Origin of the sequence: Alteromonas sp. PRIM-21, from assembly GCF_027563165.1 — a bacterium.
GTDB classification, from domain to species: domain Bacteria; phylum Pseudomonadota; class Gammaproteobacteria; order Enterobacterales; family Alteromonadaceae; genus Alteromonas; species Alteromonas macleodii_A.
In genome coordinates, this window is the sequence record NZ_JADOEK010000001.1 from 327,131 (window position 1) to 349,417 (window position 22,287).

A 22,287-nucleotide genomic window follows, 5' to 3' on the forward strand; every position below is an offset into this window, starting at 1 on the left:
CTTACTGCTGGAGCATCTATTAAGATAATCTTCACAAAACATTAAATAATAGTCGAAAATTCACATTATTCACGGTTTTGCGCTAGGCGTAGATTCAGCTCTCTGATATCGTTAGCATACTTTCATTAATACTATGCGCAATGTTATGTCAGGTCAAAGTAGCAACGACGACATTTATCTTTTCATTATGCGTCACGGTGAAGCAGAAGCACCTCGACTCGATGACAAAAGTAGACAACTCACGTCAGTAGGCCGAGAACAAGCCAAGTCGGCTACGCTATGGTTAAAAGACCATTACTGTACCGAAGGTGTTGTTGATTTAGCGCTTGTAAGCCCCTATCGCAGAGCAAAACAAACTTTTGATATGGTGTCGTTAGATGTAGAAGCGGGCAAGGTTGAAAGTAACGACGATATTGTGCCAGAAGGCTCGCCGCGATTGGTAAGTGATTATATTGACGGCTTGCTTCACGCAGCAGTCAATTCTAAAAAGCCCATTAAAAAACTGCTTGTCGTTAGCCATATGCCGCTAGTTAGCTATTTGGTTGATGAGCTTTGCCAGTCCTACACCACCAGCTTGTTTTCTACAGCGTCAATTGCGGTAATTAAGTACTCTTTGAATGAGCACAAGGGCACCTTGGTTACGCACTATCAGGGTCTTTAACACAGTTCACTCATTCTCACGTGAATTAATAAAAATTGAACAAATAATTGTTAAGTATATCTCTATCCGGTCGATAGTCTCTTTGAGAGTGTCAAAGTTTATTCTATTGAAGGGTTGGGAAATGGACAGCAAATCTATTCCTGAGCTCCTTAAGCGTTCATTGCAATCGCATATGGCGGAGGCTGATTTACGTGAAGATGAGGAGACGCAGGATATTATTGCCAGATTATCTGAATTATCAGATAAGGTCGCTGCTGCGAAAGCGAGAGCGTTGGCAAATCGTGCACAGCGTCTCGCTGACGAAACAAAAGGCTAGCAGATAAAGTCAAAGGTATAACCACTACATTGCTTAGTGGTCATTATTTGATTCGTTAGGTGCGACATAATATTCCGGCATAATCCTGACGGTTTTTATCATGCTTTCTGAAATATCTACTATTTCAAGTGGATAACCCGCCAAACGTACACTAACCTTGTTTTCCGGAATATCTTCAAGGTATTCAAGCAATAGGCCGTTAAGGGTTTTAGGTCCTTCAGTTGGTAATTTCCAGTCCATCTCTCGGTTCAATTCACGCACGTTAGCACTACCGTCAACCAGTACCGAACCATCTTGCTGCACATGGGCTTCTTTACTGTGATCGGGAACCATACTGGTGGTAAAGTCACCGATAATTTCTTCTAAAATATCTTCCAGGGTCACTAGGCCCATGATATCGCCATATTCGTCTACCACTAGGGCAATGCGCTCTTTTTCTGCTTGAAACTTATACATTAGCGTATGCAGTGGCGTAGATTCAGGAGTGTAGTAAATTTCCCGTACCGCGCGAAGCAGACTTGATTTTGTGAACTGATCTTTTGATAAAAGCCGCAGAGCATCTCGTACGTGTACAAAACCTACCGCATCATCGACACTATCACGGTATAACAACACTCGGGTGTGCTGAGCATGGGTTAAGGCTTTCTGAATTTTCTTCCAGTCGTCATTGATGTCTATGGCAAAAATTTCAGCGCGGGGCACCATGATATCTTCGGCAGTGACGCTTTCTAAATCCAGAATGCTAACCAACATGTCTTGGTGACGTTTAGGGATCATCGCGCCAGCTTCAAACACTACGGTTCTTAACTCTTCTCTACTCAATGAATCATCATTGCCATTTGAAGGGCTAATTTTTAGCAGTGCAAGAATTCCGTTAGTTATACCGTTGATAGCTGCAACAAAAGGGTAAAGCAAAGTGAGTAATGGAAGCAGAATAATAGAACTAGGGAAGGCTATCTTTTCAGGATAAAGTGCCGCCAAGGTTTTAGGTGTAACCTCCGCAAAAATCAGAAGAACTAGCGTTAGGCCAAAGGTTGCTGCGAACAGCCCCCAATAATCACCAAATAGGCGAATACAGAGTATGGTGGCAAGCGAAGAAGCCGCTATGTTAACGAGGTTGTTACCGATAAGGATGAGGCCGATTAGGCGGTCTGGTCGTTCAAGAAGCTTTGCAACACGCATAGCCGAGCGGTTGCCTTCTCCTTGCAAGTGCTTGAGTCGATAGCGGTTTATCGACATCATGCCTGTTTCTGAACTAGAGAAATACGCAGATAGTAATATGAGTACGCCGAGCGCGATAAACAGCGTACTCGTTGATATGTCGTCCAATTAAGGGTTTCCTGTACAAACTAAGGCTTCAAATGTATTGATTTGAGGGATGAGTTTCAAGGGGAAATTGTTGATATCACCCTAAATACTTAGAAAGTTTAGCGTAAAGTAGGAGCCGCCTAGCAATGTGCTTGATAGACTCGGCGGCTATAAATACGTTTATTTAAAGAAGGAACTCGCGCACTAATTTGCTACCAAAATAGGCAAGAGATAACAGTGTAACACCCAACACGGTCATCACAATAACCTGTCGTCCTCGCCAACCTCTGAGTTTTTGGCCTATTAAAAGAATTAGAAAAACCACAAGCGCTGCAGCGGAAAGCACTGTTTTATGTGCATAGGTTTTGTTAAACATGTCTTCTAAGAAAACAAACCCACTGATAAGCGATACCGTTAATAAGCAGGTGCCTGCAAGCAACAGTTTAAACAAAATGTTTTCCACCAACATTAGAGGAGGCAGAGATGAATGAAGTAGCGCTGCACCTTTCTGTTTAAGCCTATAGGTGATGTAAGACATTTGAAGTGCATACAAAAATGCAATGACCAAGGTACAGTATGCAAACAAGGATAGGCTAATATGAATCACTAAGCCGGGCTGCAGTTCAATGTGCATGATGTACGATACGGGAATGAACTGTGATGCAAGCACTGTGAGGCTAGCAAAGCCGAATACAACAGGAAGTAAAATTAGATTCGGAATAGCACGGGCGAAAATGAGCATGGAGATGGTGATTATCCACGACACTAGAGAAAGTACGTTGGTTACACTCATATCCTGACCTGGCGCAACCATAATGGCGCTGGTAAGAAACGCGATATGTGCGATTGCCCCTACACTAGCGATAGATAGACCTAAACGTTTGTTTGGGCCGTCTTGATGTACGAATTTGCCAATAAGTACTGCCGCAGCCAACGCGTAGAGTAAAGCAGCAGAAATGGCGAAAAGGGTGTTCATGATGCATCCTGTAATAGGTAGGTGATGTCTTCACCGACTGAGTCGGTATTGATACTGCAACTTGCAAGTAAATTCAACCATCTCCTTGATTTTGTTTGTTTCACACCCACTTTTAGTGTGGGTATAGGGAGCTCGCATATCTGTGGTCTATTTACCTTTGCAGCGTATCCGAGTGTGAGAACGACAACAAAAAAACAAAAGATACCTGCGCAAAAGTTTAAAAATTTAACCGCAATTGTGGGTACGTTACGCTTCGCTTTTACGTTACAATGCGGGCATTACGTCTGAAATAAAAAGAAGTTTCATACTATGTTTGAGAATTTATCAGAACGCTTAGGCCAGACATTACGAAATGTCAGCGGTAAAGGGCGTCTTACTGAAGACAATATTAAAGAAACGCTACGCGAAGTGCGAATGGCACTTCTTGAAGCCGACGTAGCGCTTCCAGTAGTAAAGTCGTTTGTTGCACAGGTAAAAGAGCGTGCTGTTGGCACAGAAGTGACCAAGAGTCTTAAACCTGGCCAAGTATTCATTAAAATCGTTCAGTCTGAACTAGAGTCTGTAATGGGGGAGGCAAATGAAAAGCTGAACCTGGCAACTCAGCCTCCAGCTGTTGTACTAATGGCTGGTCTACAAGGTGCGGGTAAAACCACATCTGTAGGTAAACTTGCCAAATACTTAACAGAGCGCGAGAAAAAGAAAGTAATGGTAGTGAGTGCCGACGTATACCGTCCAGCCGCTATCAAGCAGCTTGAAACCCTTGCTGGTGAAGTAAATGTTGCTTTCCATCCGTCTACGATTTTACAGAAGCCGATTGATATCGTTAACGATGCCATTGTCGAAGCTAAGAAGAACTTCTTTGATGTTCTATTAGTGGATACCGCAGGTCGTTTGCACGTCGACAACGACATGATGGATGAAATTAAAGAGCTTCACGCTGCCGTTAAACCTATTGAGACCCTGTTTGTGGTTGACGCCATGACGGGGCAAGATGCAGCGAATACGGCAAAAGCCTTTAACGATGCGCTTCCGCTAACTGGTGTAATCCTTACTAAAGCGGACGGTGACGCTCGAGGCGGTGCTGCGCTGTCGGTTCGTCACATTACCGGTAAGCCAATCAAGTTTATCGGTATGGGCGAAAAGGTTGATGCACTAGAGCCTTTCCACCCTGAACGTGTTGCGTCTCGTATCTTGGGCATGGGTGACGTACTTAGCCTTATCGAAGAGGTTGAGCGTAAAGTTGATAAGTCAAAAGCCGAAAAGCTGGCCAAAAAGGTACAGAAAGGTAAAGGCTTCGATCTGCAAGACTTTAAAGATCAGCTTGAGCAAATGAAAAACATGGGCGGCATGATGGGTATGCTTGATAAGCTGCCTGGCATGGGCGGTATGTCTGATAAAATCAAAGATCAGGCGAACGACAAGCAGTTCAACCAGATGGAAGCCATTATCAATTCAATGACGCCGGCAGAACGTGCGCGCCCTGATATGATCAAAGGTTCACGCAAACGTCGTATTGCAGCAGGCTCTGGAACCCAAATTCAAGACGTAAACCGTTTGCTTAAACAGTTTACGCAAATGCAGAAAATGATGAAGAAGATGTCTGGTGGTGGCATGAAGAAAATGATGCGCCAAATGAAAGGCATGATGCCACCGGGTGGTGGCGGCTTTGGAGGCCCTGGCGGTCCGGGCGGCCCAGGTGGATTTGGCGGGGGCGGCTTCGGCGGAGGCGGCGGCTTCCCACCCCGTTAATACATAGTATTCTAAGCACATTTAAAAACCTCAATTGCAGCATTGCATTGAGGTTTTTTATTAGCTAAAGCAAACTCTCATGCGTTGAATCACACCGAGTACTAAACCCTTTAATTGCAAATTAAAGCGTACCTTTTCTAATAACGAAGTCAGCAAACTTCACTCGTTCTTCCTGCTGGCGTAATTTATCTATTTCAGCGGTAGAGCGGTAGATACCCCACTTAGGGCGGATAAAGTCCTCGTCAGATACACCTCGCCACATATCGATATCTGTTTCGTTGATATCTACAATAGTCGCGTCGTCACGAACGCGGGTTATTTGCATGATGAAGTTGCCTTCTTCGGCAAAGGTTGCTTGCACAAATACCTTAACCCACTCATCGGCGATATCGCTCCAGTTTGCTCGAACCAAATAGACATCGCTGGTGCGAGAACCGTCAGAGTTAAACCCTACGCTGTGTCTTACTTGTAGCTCTTTCCCAGAGCTGTCTTTTTCCACAGCAGAAAGGGTAATAACGGGCTGATCGTCGTTACCATTACTATTGTCTTCAGTGTCGTTTCGAGCCTTGAGCTGGAAGAAGTGGCTAAATTTACTGGTTAACGACATATCGCTGTCGACATGGAAAAACCACTCAAATTGCATGGTTTCCCCTTCGAACCCGAGTACTTCGTCATCGCTTTTATCATAAGTCTTTATTTCGTTGCGCTGACGGTCAGATTGAACACCTTTGTTGAAGTCGTCATCTCGGTGGGCTAAAAACACAAAGTGGGGGCCTATAACGCTATCGGTTTCCTCTAAGATATGCGGCGTAGAAGTATGATCGCCAGCGAATAAGTCGGGGGCTTCTATGCTGCCTTCTCCAAACACGTTTTCTATTGATGCGTAGGTCTCGCTAGCGCTGGCAGCGCCCGTGGCGCTCAACATGACTTCAGACTCTAGGGTAAACTCTGCTTGTTCTTCAGTGGGCGTTTCTCCACCACCTTGAGAATCAGGTACAGATTGAGAGGTTGCATCACTTTTAGAACTACTTCCACAGGCCGATACCGCTGTTATCACCAATGCAATTAAAAAGAAGTAGAAAAGTACTTTTAGGGTTTCTTGTAGGGCGTTTTCGTTTTTGTTGTTTGTAGACACGGTTTTTGCCAAATGTTTCTTATTGGTTAATAAGATGTTTTAAAATTGGTTAACCAGCAAGTGCAAAAGTTAATCTAGTTAGAAAAATCATTGAAATTTTATTTTTAATTCGAAGCGGGGCAAGCCTCGAAAGAGAGAAATATGAAACGATCTTGATGCCATAGCGTGCTTTGTAACCAACAAATCATTGCGCATCTGTGCAAAATCGTGAATTCATAATACACTGACGGGCTACATCGTGCGCACGTGCTCGGCTTTTAGTCGGTATGCAGCTTTTTTGTATATCAAAGCAGGCACAATTTTGTGCTGTGTGAGGATTCACGCGGCAGAGTTATTGATACAGGAACACTATGGCAGGCTTAAAACGTATTATTCTTATCGACACGCATTTACCAGGCGTGGTCGAACTAAAGCTTGATGGACACACCAATATTTGTGGTACCAACGCGTCGGGTAAAACCACACTTCAGCGACTTATTCCCGTGTTTTACGGCGAATACCCTAGTCGAGTGGTACCCGCGACCCGTGACAGCTTTGAACGCTGGTATTTACCGCGTCTATCTAGCTTTATTATCTATGAATATACACGCGCTGAAGGTGACCTATGCCAAGCTGTTTTAAGCTCAAATGGTACCGGTGTAAATTACCGTTTAATCGGCAAGCCGTTTGAAATTAGTGATTATTTAATAGAACAAAAGAACGGCAAGCACGCCAGTGTAAGCAGCGCCGAGCTTGCACGCGCCATGAAGCGCAACAACATATTGGTTACGAGCTTACTTAATACGAAAGACTTCCGTGCAATCATTCAAAACGATCACGGTGTGCTTAACCAGAGTAACAATGCCCGTGAGCTATTAGGCTACGCTAAAATCTTTAGCCTTTGCGAACCGTCGAAACACATGCGCCACATTGAGAAGTTGGCTAAAGCGGTTCACTCGAAAGAAGGCAAAATGGAAACTATTAAAGCCATGATTGCCGCTATTTTAGAAGAAGATGGCGTTACGCCACCTACTTCAGGCCTTAGCCGTCATCGAGTTGATGACTGGATTAAAGAGTGTCATCTAATTAAACAGTTCGACAAAATTCGCCCCGAGTTTTCCAAACTCGAGCAAGCGGATATGGCTTTAACGAGTACAGAGCAAGTGCTTGCTAACCTGAAGCATAGCTTCGAGCTTGATAAGACCTACTTGGCTGCGCGTGTAGAAACCACAAAAAACGAGCTTGATGAAAACAATTTTCAGCGCAAGCAAACTGATAGCGAATGGGGCGATACTAGAGATCACTTAAACCAAGTTATTTCCTCTGCCCGTGCTGATGTTGAGAAGTTTACTAGCGAACTAGATACGGTAGAGCGTGAATTCGATAAGTGGCAAGACGAAAATATTGAGCAGCTTAAAGAAGATGTTGCAAACCTAGCGCAATGGCAGAATGAAAAAGCCATGGCCGACAGCCGTTACATTTTGCTGACAGAAAAGCATCAGGACATTGAGTCAGCCTACAATAAGCGCTTAGCTGAGCTAGGTGAAAAGCTTTCAATTACCTTAGAAGAAATGTCAGCAGCTCGACAAGAAGCTGCGGAAAACAAAGCTGAGCAACAGCAGAGTGAACGTGAAGCGTTAAGTCGCATCCAAAGCGATTACAACGGCCAGCTAAGCACGCTGCAGCAGAATTACCAGAATAGTTTAAATGAGCTGAAAGTAGCGGAGGCGGAGCTTAAAGCCTCACTTAGCAACGCAGGCTATAACGAGTTTGAGCAGTCTCAGCTAGATATTCTTGATGCAGCCATCAAAGAAGCATCTATTAATGAAGACTCTGCGCGCGGTGAACTGCGACAAGCTCAACAGGCACACGCTAAATCGGTCGAGTATCGTAAAGAATGTTCAAATGCGTTAGACAAAGCACGCAACGCGTTTCAACAAGAAGAAAAAGCGGTTAATAAAATTAACGCGCTGCTGTACCCAGGGGAAGGTTCGTTACTTGAGTTCTTGCGTGCCAATATGGACGACTGGGAGTTGTCCTTAGGTAAAGTTATTCGCCCTGAGTTACTCGAGCGCGCAGATTTAGCCCCTGTTATGGCAAAGGGTTCCGAAAGCGCCGGCGATACCTTCATGGGTGTTAAGTTAGCGCTCACTGAACTAGATACCCCTGACTACGCCTTCACTGAACAAGCACTTAAGCAGCAATTGCAAGAAGCTGAAATACGTCAGGCTGCCGCCCTTGCAGCGCAAAACGAATGTGAACAGCGTTTAGCAAAAGCTAACGAAGACGTGCGCAATGCAGAACTCGTGGTTACTCAGAAAGACAACGCAGTTAAGAGCGCGGAAGCCAGTCGCAAGCGGGCACAGCAAGACCGCGATACAGTGCTTAGTGAATACCAACAAGCGCTTTCTGCACGTAAGCAAAAAGCTAAGACTAAGCTAGAAGCGAATCAGCAGTCTCAAAAGCAAGCAAAAGCTCAGTTCGAGCTTAGCCGAGACGAAATTAAAGATCAGCAGCGAGAAGCAGAAACCGAGCACAAGTTTCACTGGCAGCAGCTTATCGCTGATAGCGAAGCGCGTATTTCTCAGCTTGATAGCGATATGCGAAAAGCGAAGGACAGTGCTGCTCAAGATCGCAAAGATATGCAAGATTGGCTAGAGAGCGAATTGAGCAATCGCGGTGTGGATGTTGATGAGATAGGTCAGCTTAAAAAGCAAATTAATAAGCTCAAAGAAGATATTACACGCACTGAAACTCATCGTCACAAAGTAGCTGACTACGAACGTTGGTACACTAACGTATTTACTAAGCAAAAAGTGATATGGCAGGAAGGGCTGTCGAAGTCACGTAAGCTCTTGGGTGAGTCGGAGCGTGACTTGGCAAGTAAACAGGCAACTTATAAAGCTAATCGTGAGCAGCTTCAAGAACAGCACGCGCAGCTTGAAAGTACCCTTAAAACTGCCAGTGAACATTTAGAGCAAGTTAAAACGTTAAGTAAGTCGTTAGCTAAGCTGACTCTTCAGGCTGGAGACGAAACAGCAGAGATTAAGCATGATGATGTCAGTATTGGTCAACGTATCTCAGAGGTACAAAGTCAGCTTCAGGAACGCGAAAACTTATTGAGCGATGTACGAGCTTATGTGGAAAGGTTCGATCAGCTTATAGCAGCGCAAGCAGGTACAGGTCTATCTGACACCTGGGAGCGCGCCCGTGAAGAGTGCGCTACGCTCAATGCCCATGGCGTGAAGAGTTTTGACCACCGTCGCATGGTGTCACACCTTGCACAGCTTCTGAATGTGATTGTGCCGCAAAAGCTGCAAGGCTTGCGAGAACAAGGCCGTATATTCGGTGCTGATCTTTCGCAATACTATTTTGTACTTGCCGATATCGACAAACGCATTGTGTCGCAAAGCCGCCGCATTACTCAAGAAGTGGACGGCGACCTTTCCCTTGATGGTGTATCAGATTCTGCCGTTAAAATTCGTTCACGTATAAGCGAACTTGAATTTTGGCCTGAACTTGAGCAATTCAGAAAGCTTTATGAACACTGGATGGAAGAGGGAGCAAACGAGCTGCCGGAAGAAGAGTACGGGCAGAGTATGCGCCGCGTATTGGATATTCTTGGCCGTGCAGCGCTTACGGGAGGCATCAGCAAGCTACTTGATATCGAGCTTCACCTACGTGAGGGGAACAGCGACCTTGTGATTCGTACCGACCGCCAGCTTAACGAATCATCAAGCCACGGTATGGCCTACCTTATCTTGTGTAAATTCTTACTTGCCTTTACCCGTCTTCTACGAGGCGATGCAGACGCTACCGTGCATTGGCCTATTGATGAATTAGGTACACTTCACCAAAACAATGTGAAGAAAATTTTTGAAGCCTGTCAAAACAATAACATCAGTGTAGTGGGTGCATTCCCGAATCCAGAATCGGAAGTATTGACGCTATTTGAAAACCGCTACTTGATAGATAAAGTGACTCGCCAATTGCAGGTAGTTCAACCGAAAGCAAGTTCGATAGGCGCACGCATAAAACTAAAAAAAGAAGCAGAAAAGAACAGTGAAGTAGCAGGCAAGGAGACATCAGCATGATGACAGAACAAGGCCGTGTACTGAGTGCACTTTTACAAGGCGCGTTTATTTGTCAGGTGACCGATGAAGAGGCATGGCGTTTTCTTAAATCAAGAGATAACGCTGCTCAGTTAGAACCTCACTTAGCGTTGCTGAACCGCACACTCTCAACTACCGCAGAAGGTGACGTTTTCTTTGCTAGCTTTCTCACCATAGGTGAAAACGAACGTAAAGTGCTTACACAGCAGCTCCAAGATACAGCATCTAACCTGGTGCCTTTGGTAGAGTGGTTGCTGCTAGTTCAGCAAGCCAACGAATCTGACATGCCAATTACCATGGGCAGCGCTATTCGTTTGAACGAGCTGCAAACAACTATTGAAGACACGCCGGCCTATGCAGAGCAACTTGAGAAAATTTCGCGCTATCGTATGTTTGGCTCTACCAGTGTGAACTTAGATGGACAGCTAAAGCAGGTTTTTAAACGCTTAACAGAAATGGGTTACCTGATTAAACCTAACCCGGATAAACAAATCTATTTGGGCACAGGTAAAATAGAGCACCTCTACGAAATGCTGCGTTTTATCGACGAAACCGAAGCGCTGAGTTTATCTGAGCAGGCGGAGGCCGCTATTTCGCAAGGTAGCTTGATATGAGCCAGGTTTTAATTCAGGCGGGGACCAAACTATTAAATGCTCTTGGGCGTCACAGCGACCTTATTATGCAGGCGTATGTTAATGGTTCAGTGAAAGAGCGCGACCACAGTCCAAAGGTATTGGAGCAACTCGTTCAATTGGGAGTCTTATGGCGTCCCGAAGCGCAAAGTGAGTTGCGCTTAAAAAGTGCAGTAAGAACGCTTCTAGAAGGAAGCTTGCAAGACGAGCGTAACCGTACAATTAATGCGAATATTGGTGCGTCGCTGGCTAGTCTTAAAACGTTAACCGAGCATTATAAAGAAGCGCTTCACTACAATAAATATAATGAAGCAGCAGCCCACATGGGGGATTTAACAGAGCACGTCTATCAGCTTTCAGAATCACTAAGTAACAGTGTACGTGTGATGTTCGGCCGTATTAACAATGAATTCGGTTATGTGTCGTCGGTGGAAGCTAAAATTCGCGAAAACGAGTTAGCGCAGGGGCAGGTAACGGATTTGCTCGCTCAGCTTGAATGTTTTCGTTTCGATGAGTTAAGTGAACTGGCTGGGTCCAACCGAGAACTACGCCATTTATTGGTAGTATCGCTCCAGCAGCGCTTTTCTAAAGCCGCACAAGAGTTATCTGTTGTGCAAGCGCGTTTGTTAGACTTGTTAGGCCGGTTTAGAGAGTTTCAAGGTCGTACCCGGTTACTTAAAGGGTTTTTGCTGCACATGGAGCAGCAGCCTGATTTTGCGCCGGGTAACTATGCTAATCTGACCAACGTGCCCGTATTGTTTAATCAATCAGATTCGATTATTGCCAATGCAGCGCCTGATGTGAATAACGTTGAGCATGAAGCTGATTATCAAAATATTGTAGCGTCGTTGACCCATGTACACAAACGTCAGTCTCAGCACGAAGATACTAAGCCTGTTGACATTGATGTGACCGAGCAATCCACTCTGTCGCTAGAAAAAGATCCCCTTCAGCAGGCAGTTGAAGCCTATTTCTGTGAGGTGATTGATTCAGGCCAGCCTAAAACGGCACTGGATTATTTTGAAGAGCACGCGTTAGACTTTGATCCTGAGGTATGGATTTATCAGGTAATTGGTGGGTATCAAGCCCTAAACGATGAAGATAAGCAGTTTTTTGCATTAGAATCTCACGGTAATAACGATAAAATCTATACAGGTAACTTCTATATAAATGACATTACGTTGGGCCTGCGTTGATGCCGAATTTTGTGCGCACCTAAATCTCGTCGAATTAAGTCTGGCCCTCGCAAATCAAGAGCGTGCCAGACTTTTTGTTTAGCTGTGATTTGCAGAGAATAAGAAACAACTTCAATATTCGTTCAATTCAATACTCCACAAAAGTCTTTCGTATTTTGCGATGACTACCACTTGGAACCTGTCAAAAAAGTCCTATAATGCAATAGGTGTTTACACTTATTTAACATTGTGAACTAAAAGCTTCATCGCTGCGTAATGTTACCGTCAATCGAGCGGTCTATGTTGTTAGTCCTGTAGCCTTTGGAACCAAAGTAAAGGTTGGCAGGTCTTAAAAGCAGTCAATAAGCGCTTCAATGCTTTCGATGTTTAATAGCTCGATGTAGGCACAGAAAATTTTCGCTACTGCTAGGATGCAGAGCATGTTGTGGTACTGCTGCGTACAGTACGAAGAGGAAGAGAGTTATGCAATTATCAGAACAACAAAGTTTTAACCAAGCCCTTATCAAGCTTTCAGTTTTACTTTATCAAGTCGATGGAATGGTAACATTGACTGAACAAGACTACCTGAATGCTATGGTTGAATCGTTAGATTGGCAAAGCCCAATCTGTCGCGAAGCATTTCTAAACGACACTATTTATCAAGCCCGAAAGGCCATTGATACTGGCGATACTGTCACTTTCTTAAAAAGCCTCAAAAATGACCTATCGTTTGACGCAGACAAAACGTTAGAGGTGGCTATGGCGATTACCGGTGTAGATGGTGAGCGAAGTGAAGAAGAAACCGAGCTTCTATCATTACTTACTCATAAATTACTCGCCAAGGCATTAGTTTCAGGTAAAGATACATTACAATAATTGCTTTAAAGCATCGTAGGTGTCTTTCTAACTAATGCGAAAAAAGTTACGCCAGCTAACGCGCCCCAAAGTGCGTCCAGAAATACAAGAACACTCAATGAAAGCAGCATTTTTATGTGCTGCTTCTCTCTTGCTATTCATGTTGAGTGGGTGCTATACATCCCCCAGCTCTCAAGTAAGTGCGTCTCAATTTAGCGCGTCTCAATTTAAGGCGAGTACCCAATCGTTCCCAGTTGGTGTGCAACCCTTCGACGATTATTTAAAAGATGTTGAGGACTACCTTTTAAAGCACAGGGCATTTATATCCGACAACAAAACGCAAGAAATTGCCATGAACATGCCTTTTGAATGTGGTACACAATACCGCGACATCGGTGTGTTGTTAGTTCATGGCCTTGGCGATTCACCTTATTTCTTTCGCGATGTAGCAAACGCCATGTGTAATGAAGGCATTCATGTAAGAACCATTTTGTTACCTGGGCATGGCTCAAAGCCAGGGGACATGCTAAACGTTAACTATGAACAATGGCAGGCAGAAACCAATCACCACATAAAGCTGTTTTCTGAAGAAGTAGATAATCTCTACATTGGGGGCTTCTCAACAGGGGCAAATTTAACCACTATTGCAAGTTTTTCTATGGCTGAAGAGCTCGATATTAAGGGTCTAATGCATTTTTCACCGGCCTTCAAGTCACGCTTTTTTGTGTCCCGTTTGGCCCCTTATATCGATTCATTGTTTCCTTGGCCGAATGTAGAAGAGGAAGACAATCCAAGTCGCTATAATTCTACCGCTATGCCAGGGTTCGCTGCCTATCAGGAAAGCGTAAACGTGCTTCAAGAGTTGTTTTCTCAATCAGAAGCAAAGCGAACTTTGAACCTTCCTGTGCTAATGGTGGTGGCCGAAAAAGACAGCGTGGTTGATACCAAAAATATTGCTGAACAATTCGAAGACAATTTCACTCATCCGCGTAAGTGTCTATTGTGGCAGGGCGATAATAAGCCTGAAGTGCCTGATAATACACTCATTATGCAAACCATGAACTTACCCGAGAAACGAATTAGTGCAGCTTCTCATATGAGTACACTTTTTTCTGAACATAACACCTTGTATGGAAAGGAAAGTAGGTTTCGCATTTGTGACAACGGACAAGGAAGTGATGCTGAAGCTCGCTGCAAAGCAGGGGAGGAAGTATGGTATGGCCCCTGGGGCTTTGAACCAGAGATAGAGAACACTAAGCTTATCAGTGATCAAGAAGAAAGAGTATATGCAAGGCTCACGTATAACCCTTACTTCGATAGGATGGTAGAACAGCTGCTAGCCTTTACTGGCAAGACTAAGGTTGAAGCTTTTTGTAAGACCTAGTAAGAAGTTTAGTCCTCATAACGCGATTTATTTGTCTTTCGTATTTCTGCAGCATTTCAACTAAAAACGCCTAAGCCAGTGCGTAATAACAATTGTGTTTGTTACTACGCCCGTGGCTTAGGCGTCTCTTTTATTTCTTAACGCTCCCTGGATGGCAAAGCGACTATCTATTCTCGGCTTGGAAAGGGGTTATGCTCAGATTGAGCAAGTATACACGCCTCAAACATCGCTTAGACAGGCACTGCGCCTACCTAAGCGGGAATTTTCTAAGAGTGCTGTGCGTTAGCTTCTTCCATCTCTTTTTCAAGCTTAGCGCTTTCATCTGCACGAGGTTTGGTGAAGCGTGCTAGTGCTAGGTAAAGTACAGGCGTAAGGTAAAGAGTAAATACTACCGCGATACCCAGTCCGCCAAACACTACCCAACCAATTGCATTACGAGCTTCAGCACCTGCTCCGGTTGATAGAATCAAGGGCAGGCCACCTAGAATTGTAGATACCAAGGTCATCATAATGGGGCGTAAACGCACTTTGCCTGCTTCAACAATAGCATCATAGATATCATAACCTTTATCGCGAAGCTGGTCGGCAAACTCAATCAGTAGAATGGCATTTTTGGCAAGTAGGCCAATTAACATAACTAATCCAATTTGCGAGTAAATGTTAATGCTAGTGCCGGTTAAAAACAGCGCATAAACCGCGGCAGCAATACCAAAGGGCACGGTAAGCATAACTACAACAGCGCTATTCACACTTTCAAATTGGGCAGCTAGTACAAGCAATACAATAACAAACGCTAAGATATAGGTGAGGGCAACCTGCTTAGACGTTTCTTCAAAGGTTTGTGCTTCACCTAAAAAGACCAATCCAACGCCATCGGGCAGAGTATCTAGCGCTAGCGTGCGTATTTGATCTACCACCTCACTAAGTGCCACATCTTCTGGCAGTTCCATTTCCACTTTGATGGCCCGTCGCTGGGCTTGACGTTCTAGTTCAGCAGCAACGCCTTCTTCGCTAATAAATGCAACACTAGAAAGCGGTACTAAATTTCCATCAACGCTTTTTACATACAGGCTGGTAAGCTCTGAGGGGTCTAGCGTACTGCGATTATTCGTTTGCAGCATAATGGGAATAGCTTGGTCGCCTACGTTTAAATCGGCGATGTCATCGCCATTAACGGCAGCGCGCAGCGTACTGGCGATGTCGGTAAGGGGCACGCCCAGCTCCTCTGCACGACGGCGGTCTATATTTACGCGCATCTGTGGTTGAGTAGGGTCATAGCTAATTCTGGGTCTGCCAAGTTCAGGCAGTTTTTCTTCAAGCTGACGGGAAAAGTTTTGCGCTGCTAGAAAAATGTTTTCATAGGTATCACCGGTGAGCGCAATTTCTAAACCGCCACCTTGACCGCGCAAATTAAGGCTATTACCACCAAAGGCGTTACCAGGAGCACCGGGTATTTGCTGTAGTTTAGGGCGAATTTCGTTTACGACATCTTGAAGTGATTTATCCCGTTCATCCCAATGCTTAAGCGGTGCGGTAATAAATACAATGTTCGGATCCCAAGAGCCAACAACGGTGTAAATCGAATCTATGGTGCCGTTTTCAACATAAGGTAGCAGCAGCTCTTCCATCTTTTCAGCTTGTCTATCCATAAAGTTCAGCCCAGCGCCATCAGGGCCGCGGGCAAATATCCGAATTGTGCCTCTATCTTCGCTTGGCAAAAGCTCATTATCGATATTTTGTGACAATATATAAGCACCACCGCCAGCGGCTAGACTAAGTATGCCCACTACCCATCCATACTTAAGGGCTTTTAGCAGTGAAGCTTGATATACACCAAGGCACGCATTACCAAAGCGTCCGAAGGTTTTACTAAACAAGCCGCCGCTTTTTGTCTCTTTCACCTTAAGGCGTGCGGTAAGCGCAGGCACCAAAGATAGCGCAACAAAAGAAGAGATAACGACTGCACCAGCTAATACTCCACCAAACTCTCTAAACAAACGCCCTGCAGTAGAGGGAAGGAAAGCGATAGGTATAAATACAGAAGCAAGCACAGCGGTGGTTGCCACTACGGCAAAAAACACTTCACGTGTGCCGATTACGGCTGCAGCACGAGCACCTAACCCCATACTTCTGCGACGCTGAATATTTTCAGAAACAACAATCGCATCGTCCACAATCATACCCGTGGCCAAAACAAGGGCGAGCAGGGTAAGGATGTTAATTGAAAATCCCATGCCCCAAATAATTGCCAAAGCACCTGCTAGCGATACAGGAATAGAAAGCGCTGGAACAATGGTCGCACGCCAAGAACCAATAAATACCAGTAACGTCACAACAACTAAAGCAACGGTAAGGCTAAGGGATATCACAACCTCTTTTACAGAATCTCTAATAAATTCCGCGTCGTCAGCCGTTACCGTGATATTCATGTCGGTGAAGCGTTTGTCTAGGTCTTTGACCATAGCTAGCACTTCATCAGAAATTTCTATGGTGTTAGAGCTAGCTTGTCGAATGACACCTACACCGATAACTGGTGTGCCGTCTAAGCGAACCACGCTGGTGGTATCGGCGGGGCCAAAATAAACACTGGCGACATCATTAATGCGAATGTCGCCACTTACAACAATGTTGCCAACATCTTCTGCCGAGACTGACGTTGCATCAGCGCGCACAATAAGCGCCTGTTCAGCCGACTGTATACTGCCTGCCGGAACATCAAAAGGCGCGAGCGATAAGGCGTCGGCTATATCACTCATGGAAAGACTAAAGCTCGTGAGGCGAAGTGGGTCAACGGATACGCGCAAGACACGTTCTCTATCGCCGTTTAAGGTAACGTCCGCAACACCGGGAATGCTGAGAAACAAAGGCGCTACGTCTGTATCGACGCGCTCGGTGAGTGTTTCCATATCCAGGGTATCACTAGAAATAGCAAGGCTAACTACCGCTTGAGCATCGCTGTCTGCGCGGATGATTGCCACTTGCTCTACGTCCTCAGGAAGTTGACGCTGTACGCGACTTACTGATTCACGCACTTCATTGGCTGCATCTTCTAAGTTGACGCCAGGGCGAAACTCTACACGTACGCGTGCAGAGTTTTCTTCGCTTTGCGCGTATATGTTTTTCACACCGCTAACGCGGGCAACTGCACCTTCCAGTCGACCCGTAACTTCTGCATCTACGGTTTCAGGGGAAGCGCCGGGAAATTGCGCGGTAACCGTAACGCGAGGGGTATCAACATCGGGGAGTTCTCGAACCTCAAGCCCGCTTAAAGCGGCAAGGCCTGCAATGGCAATAAGCAGGTTTAGAACAACAATTAAAACTGGGCGTCGTATTGAGAGTGAGGGAAGATCACTGACGGAAGACGATAGATTTGGATCACTCACCTTGAGGCCCTCCGGCCAATTCAGTAGTAATTTCTTGGCCTGTACGTAAGCGCTGTACACCTTCTGAAATTAATGCGTCGCCTTCTTCAATATCGCCGGATACTAAGATAGTTCCTCTTAAACGCTGATGGACACTAACATCCACACGTTTGGCTTTCCCATCTTCAGCAAGCCAAATATACGCACCGGTTGCTCCCCACAGTAACGCGGCTTCAGGCACGGCCGCGTAGCGATCACCTTCAATGCTCAAATTAACCCTAAAACTCATACCCGGACGGAATTTATCAGATGAGTTATCTAACAGTGCGCGTGCACGAAGGGTGCGGTCAGCTTCATTAATACGAGAATCGACTTGCGCTATTTCGGCTTTCACCAGTTGTTCTTTATCGCTCCAAGGTTCAAGTGTGACGCTCGGTGCATTTAGCAAAACAGGAAGGGCGGCTTCAGGAGCTTTGAAATTGATAAAAAGCTTGCTTCTATTATCGAGGGTGGTGATAACCGTTTGTTCGTTAATCCGGTCCCCAACCTCTACGTCAGTAATACCAACAATGCCGTCAAAAGGCGCGACAATATGTCTGTCTTCTAAATCTGCTTTCGCTTCTTCTAATGCGACCTCAGCAAGATCGCGCTGAGTGCGTGCTAGGTCTAGTTCGCTAACGGGCACTGCACCTTGTTTATAGCTTGAGGCTAAGCGCTCTACCGTACGCTGGGCATCTTCTAAAGTAAGCTTAGCGCGCTTCAAGGCAGTTTGTTGTCGTCTATCGTCAAGGCGAACCAGAACCTTACCTTTCTCCACAGATTGGCCCGGTACGAAGTTAATTTCTGTTACTTCATCAGAAACGGCAGGGTATAACACAATAGAGCGCACGGCTTCAGCACTGCCAACAGCTTCTACTTTTCGTGTTTCGTTCATAAATTGAATGGGCTTGGTCACAACAAGCTTCGCTTGTCTATCTCCCATAAACTGCGCGTTCGCAGTTGGTACCATCACTAAAAAAAGAGCACAAAGACGTGTCCATGTCTTTAATGCATCATAGACTGAATATTTCATTTTAAACCCGTAGCGTTAGTTAAGTTTACTCTGCTCGTCGCTGTAGAGAGCGGTAAACCCTTTATTTTTGTATGACCAAAACGGATGTTTAATAGCCGATTGGTTAACCTAATTGTTTGTACCGTATAGCACCACAGGCGGTTCAGCTAAGCAATTGCAGTTCAGCGTATTCCCTGTACAGGGTATCGCTTTTCATCAAAGTAGCGTGATTGCCACTTCCCACAACTTGACCTTTATCCATGACCATAATACGGTCTGCATGCTGTACCGTGGCTAAACGATGGGCAATGACAATGCTTGTTTTACCTACCATTAATCTATCAATGGCTTGCTGAACCATACGCTCACTCATAGCATCAAGGGCGCTTGTTGCTTCATCAAGAAGTAAGATTGGCCGGTCGGCTAAAATAGCGCGCGCTATAGCGATACGCTGTTTTTGCCCACCAGAAAGCTTTACGCCCCTTTCGCCTAACTGAGTGCTATAACGTTCATCAAGGCTATCAATAAATTCGTGAGCAAAGGCTTGCTTTGCCGCATTTACAACGGCTTCATCGGAGGCTTCAGGACTGCCATAACGAATGTTCTCCATCACAGTATCTGCAAACACCACGGGCTCTTGAGTGACTATCGCAATATGTCGCCTCAAAACATCAACAGGCATTTTATTAATCGGCATCCCGTTAAACAGAATTTGCCCGCTGTTAGGGTCGTAAAAACGCATTAGCAATTGAAAGAGGGTGGTTTTGCCTGCGCCACTCGCGCCAACTAAAGCAAGGCGTTCTCCAGCTTTTATATCAATGTTCAAGTTATCGAACAAAGGTTTACTATCTGGATATGCAAAGGTAACTTTGTCCAACTGAATTCGAGGGGCAGCCTTGGAAATTGAAACTTTATTTTCAACCTCTTTGACGTTAGATTCTACTGCGTGCTTAGGCTCGGTAATTTTGTTCGCCTCATCTGATACAGGTTTAATAGCTGACTCAGTAGTAAATAGTTCGTATAAACGCTCGCTTGCCCCCACACCACGCTGTACTTCGCCGATGACTTCACTAATAGTAGCCACACTGCCGCCAGCCATAACGGCATAGAAAAGAAAGGCAGAAAGCTCGCCTACTGTCATAGTTCCATCGAGTACCTGCCTTGCACCTACCCAGGCAATAAAAATAATAGCTGTCATGCTGATACACATAATGCAGCCAATCAACAATGAACGGTAATGAATACGCTTTTTGGCTACGTCCATGGCAAGCTCAACTTTTCTAGAAAAATGCAGGCGCTCAGCATTTTCAGCGGTGTAAGCTTGTACGGTCATTATTTCATGTAAACTTTCATCAATACGCGCGCCTAGGTCTGCCACTTTATCTTGGCTTGCTTTTGCATAACGACGAACTTGGGGCGCGAGTACTTTAATTGGAACGAGTACTGCCGGCACGGCAACAATTACACAAAACGTCAGCAGTGGGCTTGAAAAGGTCATTAACGCCAATGCACCTACGAAAGTAACAATAGAACGCAGCGTCATGGATAAGCTCATTCCCACTACGGTTTGGATAATTGTCGTATCGCTGGTAAAGCGAGATATTACTTCTCCTGTTCGAAGCTCTGCGAAAAATGACGGCGGAAGCGAGAGAAGATGCGCATATACTTGGTTTCTAATGTCAGCGCTAACTCGTTCGCCAAGCCAAGTCATTAAGTAAAAGCGCGCATAAGTTGCCAAACAGGCGATGAAAGTTATAGCAAGCACCATAACCGTAGCTTTGTTTAAGGTGTCGGCAGCATTTTCGATAAAGCCGCTATCTATTGCGTATTTAATGCCTTGTCCAAGTAGAAGCCATGCGATAGCTGCGGTAAAAAGGGCAATGACAGCGCCTACAACTCGCGTTTTATATTGAAGTAAATGTGAGCCAATCCACTGTAAGACTTGCTTTGTTGATACGGTTGGTAGCGGTGTCGTCAAAATTACCTCGTTGCGTGCATTACTTCTTTATAGCGCTGTTTTTAAAGCGCCATTTGACATCGATGATTGGATTATACGGTAAAGTGTGTACATTGGACGTAACCAATGCGACTACAGCGACAGTATTTACGCTGGGATGAAAATTGAGTGAAGCAATAAACGAGTAACGCAGCAAATTAATAAAGCTAAATATAGTTAGCGTTAACTTGAGTGAAAAATTAAATGTTTTCGTTAGGCAGCGGCCGGCAAAGGTAACAATGATGGAAGAGAAGCGAACTTTATATTACGTGCACGACCCAATGTGCAGCTGGTGTTGGGCGTTTGTTCCTACCTGGGAAAAAATACAAAGTGACTTGCCCAATGATATTGAGGTTGTCTATTTGCTTGGCGGTCTTGCACCAGATAATGATGTACCGATGCCTGAACAAATGAAGCTTACTATTGCTGGATACTGGAAAACTATTCAAGAGCGAGTGCCAGGCACTCAGTTTAATTACGACTTTTGGACGCAATGTCAGCCCCGCCGTTCTACCTATCCTTCGTGTCGAGCAGTTATTGCGGCAAAAGCTCAGGCTAAAGATAGTGGAGAAGCTAAAATATTAGAGAAAGCAATGATCAAGGCAATTCAAGAAGGGTACTACCTAAATGCAAGAAACCCATCAGACTTTGATACCTTGGCGGGCTTTGCTAAAGAGATAGGACTTGATGTGGAGCGCTTTAAGTTAGCGCTTAATAGTGCAAGTACAGTTGAGAAACTTAACGAAGAAATGCATATGGCTCGTAGTATCGGGGCTCAAGGCTTCCCCAGTTTAATACTCAAATCAGGCAAACCTGCCGAGGCAGAAGAGACAAAGTCACAAGCGCTTAAAAACGCACAGTGGCAAAACGTTCCCTACGACTATAATGACGCAAGTGTAACCTTGCGCCACCTATAACCGTCGTTTAAAAATGGGATAGGTTTAAACGGTACCTTCTTTGCATTGTTCTAAACGCGTGTTACCAACCAAACGTGGCACACTCACTTCAACATCTACAACTTGAGAAGCTAGAAGACCGGTTTCAGATTCTTGGAGCCATACTTTCATGCTGTCTCCGTCTCTGGCTTGGGCAAGGGAATAGCGTTTGCCTCCCTCAAGGGCTGCGTCCAATCGAACCACAGCCTCTCTACGATTAATTTGCCTTACTCCTGAGTTTTTGACCGTAGCGATAACAAAGAGAGTGTGTTCACCGGCTGATAAATCGCGTACTCGAATGTCATCAGAGGGGCGTTGATTCCAGCACATAAGTCGAACAAACTCTTCCTCGTTCTCCCATTGTTGAGCGTAAAAATCGACGCGGGCTTCATCTGAGGAAATAGACGCTTGAGGTATAGCTAGTTCCGAAATAGTACTGCATCCTGCAAGCTGGGAAAGAAGAAGTGCTGATAGAAAAGCTCTACGTTTCATAATTATAATCCTTCATGTTTTTCCAAATACTTGTTTACCATAGTACCAAGACAATGAAAATGCTATTGATAATTGTTTGTTTATTGAGCTTAGCCTGCTGAGTTACTGCTATCGACAATAATTAAAGTAATACCATATAGAGTGTGAACTAATTATAAGTTAAACAAGA

16 protein-coding genes are annotated in these 22,287 nt (G+C 45.0%); 9 read left to right on the plus strand and 7 right to left on the minus strand.

The features are described 5' to 3' along the window. Nucleotides 1–145: 145 nt before the first annotated feature. Both sixA and IW644_RS01350 read left to right on the plus strand, forming a co-directional pair. A complete protein-coding gene (gene sixA / locus IW644_RS01345) occupies nt 146–661 on the plus strand; it encodes a phosphohistidine phosphatase SixA (RefSeq protein WP_269916101.1) in 516 nt (171 codons plus the stop codon). A 121-nt stretch (nt 662–782) separates the two neighbouring features. Further along, nucleotides 783–977, plus strand: coding sequence for a hypothetical protein (locus IW644_RS01350; RefSeq protein WP_118489834.1), 195 nt, complete (start codon nt 783–785; stop codon nt 975–977). A 33-nt stretch (nt 978–1,010) separates the two neighbouring features. Here IW644_RS01350 and IW644_RS01355 read toward each other — a convergent pair whose 3' ends face one another. Next, on the minus strand, nt 1,011–2,306 hold the full coding sequence (locus IW644_RS01355) for an HlyC/CorC family transporter (RefSeq protein WP_269916102.1): 1,296 nt from the start codon (nt 2,304–2,306) through the stop codon (nt 1,011–1,013). Between the two features lie 163 nt (nt 2,307–2,469). Further along, on the minus strand, nt 2,470–3,261 hold the full coding sequence (locus IW644_RS01360) for a cytochrome C assembly family protein (protein WP_179982802.1): 792 nt from the start codon (nt 3,259–3,261) through the stop codon (nt 2,470–2,472). A 309-nt stretch (nt 3,262–3,570) separates the two neighbouring features. Between IW644_RS01360 and ffh the strand changes: the two genes are divergently transcribed. After that, nucleotides 3,571–5,010, plus strand: a complete 1,440-nt coding sequence (gene ffh / locus IW644_RS01365; protein WP_269916103.1) for a signal recognition particle protein — start codon at nt 3,571–3,573, stop codon at nt 5,008–5,010. A gap of 121 nt (nt 5,011–5,131) precedes the next feature. Here ffh and IW644_RS01370 read toward each other — a convergent pair whose 3' ends face one another. Next, nucleotides 5,132–6,145: a hypothetical protein gene (locus tag IW644_RS01370; protein WP_269916104.1), complete on the minus strand. Its 1,014-nt coding sequence runs from the start codon at nt 6,143–6,145 to the stop codon at nt 5,132–5,134. A 350-nt stretch (nt 6,146–6,495) separates the two neighbouring features. Here IW644_RS01370 and IW644_RS01375 point away from each other — a divergent pair, with 350 nt between their 5' ends. The 5 genes from IW644_RS01375 (at nt 6,496) to IW644_RS01395 (ending at nt 14,282) form a co-directional block, all read left to right on the plus strand. Then, nucleotides 6,496–10,218 carry an ATP-binding protein gene (locus IW644_RS01375; RefSeq protein ID WP_269916105.1) on the plus strand — a complete coding sequence of 1,241 codons (3,723 nt, stop codon included), beginning with the start codon at nt 6,496–6,498 and terminating at the stop codon, nt 10,216–10,218. After that, on the plus strand, nt 10,215–10,850 hold the full coding sequence (locus IW644_RS01380) for a condensin complex protein MksE (protein WP_269916106.1): 636 nt from the start codon (nt 10,215–10,217) through the stop codon (nt 10,848–10,850). The genes IW644_RS01375 and IW644_RS01380 overlap by 4 nt, the downstream gene beginning before the upstream one ends. Next, nucleotides 10,847–12,064, plus strand: a complete 1,218-nt coding sequence (locus IW644_RS01385; protein ID WP_269916107.1) for a phosphoenolpyruvate carboxylase — start codon at nt 10,847–10,849, stop codon at nt 12,062–12,064. The genes IW644_RS01380 and IW644_RS01385 overlap by 4 nt, the downstream gene beginning before the upstream one ends. Nucleotides 12,065–12,526: 462 nt before the next feature. Then, nucleotides 12,527–12,919 carry a TerB family tellurite resistance protein gene (locus IW644_RS01390; protein WP_025254566.1) on the plus strand — a complete coding sequence of 131 codons (393 nt, stop codon included), beginning with the start codon at nt 12,527–12,529 and terminating at the stop codon, nt 12,917–12,919. Nucleotides 12,920–12,953: 34 nt separating this feature from the next. Further along, on the plus strand, nt 12,954–14,282 hold the full coding sequence (locus IW644_RS01395; RefSeq protein WP_269916108.1) for an alpha/beta hydrolase: 1,329 nt from the start codon (nt 12,954–12,956) through the stop codon (nt 14,280–14,282). 266 nt (nt 14,283–14,548) lie between these two features. Here IW644_RS01395 and IW644_RS01400 read toward each other — a convergent pair whose 3' ends face one another. The 3 genes from IW644_RS01400 to IW644_RS01410 all read right to left on the minus strand — a co-directional run bounded on the left by IW644_RS01400 (nt 14,549) and on the right by IW644_RS01410 (nt 20,673). Next, on the minus strand, nt 14,549–17,665 hold the full coding sequence (locus IW644_RS01400; RefSeq protein ID WP_269916109.1) for an efflux RND transporter permease subunit: 3,117 nt from the start codon (nt 17,663–17,665) through the stop codon (nt 14,549–14,551). Then, complete coding sequence (locus IW644_RS01405; RefSeq protein WP_179982809.1) at nt 17,658–18,716, minus strand: efflux RND transporter periplasmic adaptor subunit; 1,059 nt, start codon at nt 18,714–18,716, stop codon at nt 17,658–17,660. Before IW644_RS01405 ends, IW644_RS01400 begins: the two co-directional genes overlap by 8 nt. A 142-nt stretch (nt 18,717–18,858) precedes the next feature. Then, the gene (locus IW644_RS01410; RefSeq protein ID WP_269916110.1) at nt 18,859–20,673 is read right to left on the minus strand and encodes an ABC transporter transmembrane domain-containing protein; all 1,815 of its coding nucleotides are present in this window, start codon (nt 20,671–20,673) and stop codon (nt 18,859–18,861) included. Nucleotides 20,674–20,933: 260 nt separating this feature from the next. Between IW644_RS01410 and IW644_RS01415 the strand changes: the two genes are divergently transcribed. Then, nucleotides 20,934–21,608: a DsbA family protein gene (locus IW644_RS01415; protein WP_269916111.1), complete on the plus strand. Its 675-nt coding sequence runs from the start codon at nt 20,934–20,936 to the stop codon at nt 21,606–21,608. A 24-nt stretch (nt 21,609–21,632) separates the two neighbouring features. Here IW644_RS01415 and IW644_RS01420 read toward each other — a convergent pair whose 3' ends face one another. After that, complete coding sequence (locus IW644_RS01420) at nt 21,633–22,118, minus strand: hypothetical protein (protein WP_269916112.1); 486 nt, start codon at nt 22,116–22,118, stop codon at nt 21,633–21,635. Between the last annotated feature and the right edge of the window lie 169 nt (nt 22,119–22,287).

Excerpts from the sequence above, each read along its gene's own strand:
- IW644_RS01385 (WP_269916107.1), top strand. The coding sequence starts at position 10,847 with ATGAGCCAGGTTTTAATTCAGGCGGGGACCAAACTATTAAATGCTCTT.
- IW644_RS01350 (WP_118489834.1), top strand. The coding sequence starts at position 783 with ATGGACAGCAAATCTATTCCTGAGCTCCTTAAGCGTTCATTGCAATCG.
- IW644_RS01375 (WP_269916105.1), top strand. The coding sequence starts at position 6,496 with ATGGCAGGCTTAAAACGTATTATTCTTATCGACACGCATTTACCAGGC.
- IW644_RS01360 (WP_179982802.1), bottom strand. The coding sequence starts at position 3,261 with ATGAACACCCTTTTCGCCATTTCTGCTGCTTTACTCTACGCGTTGGCT.
- IW644_RS01420 (WP_269916112.1), bottom strand. The coding sequence starts at position 22,118 with ATGAAACGTAGAGCTTTTCTATCAGCACTTCTTCTTTCCCAGCTTGCA.
- ffh (WP_269916103.1), top strand. The coding sequence starts at position 3,571 with ATGTTTGAGAATTTATCAGAACGCTTAGGCCAGACATTACGAAATGTC.
- sixA (WP_269916101.1), top strand. The coding sequence starts at position 146 with ATGTCAGGTCAAAGTAGCAACGACGACATTTATCTTTTCATTATGCGT.
- IW644_RS01380 (WP_269916106.1), top strand. The coding sequence starts at position 10,215 with ATGATGACAGAACAAGGCCGTGTACTGAGTGCACTTTTACAAGGCGCG.
- IW644_RS01415 (WP_269916111.1), top strand. The coding sequence starts at position 20,934 with ATGGAAGAGAAGCGAACTTTATATTACGTGCACGACCCAATGTGCAGC.
- IW644_RS01395 (WP_269916108.1), top strand. The coding sequence starts at position 12,954 with ATGCGAAAAAAGTTACGCCAGCTAACGCGCCCCAAAGTGCGTCCAGAA.
- IW644_RS01405 (WP_179982809.1), bottom strand. The coding sequence starts at position 18,716 with ATGAAATATTCAGTCTATGATGCATTAAAGACATGGACACGTCTTTGT.
- IW644_RS01390 (WP_025254566.1), top strand. The coding sequence starts at position 12,527 with ATGCAATTATCAGAACAACAAAGTTTTAACCAAGCCCTTATCAAGCTT.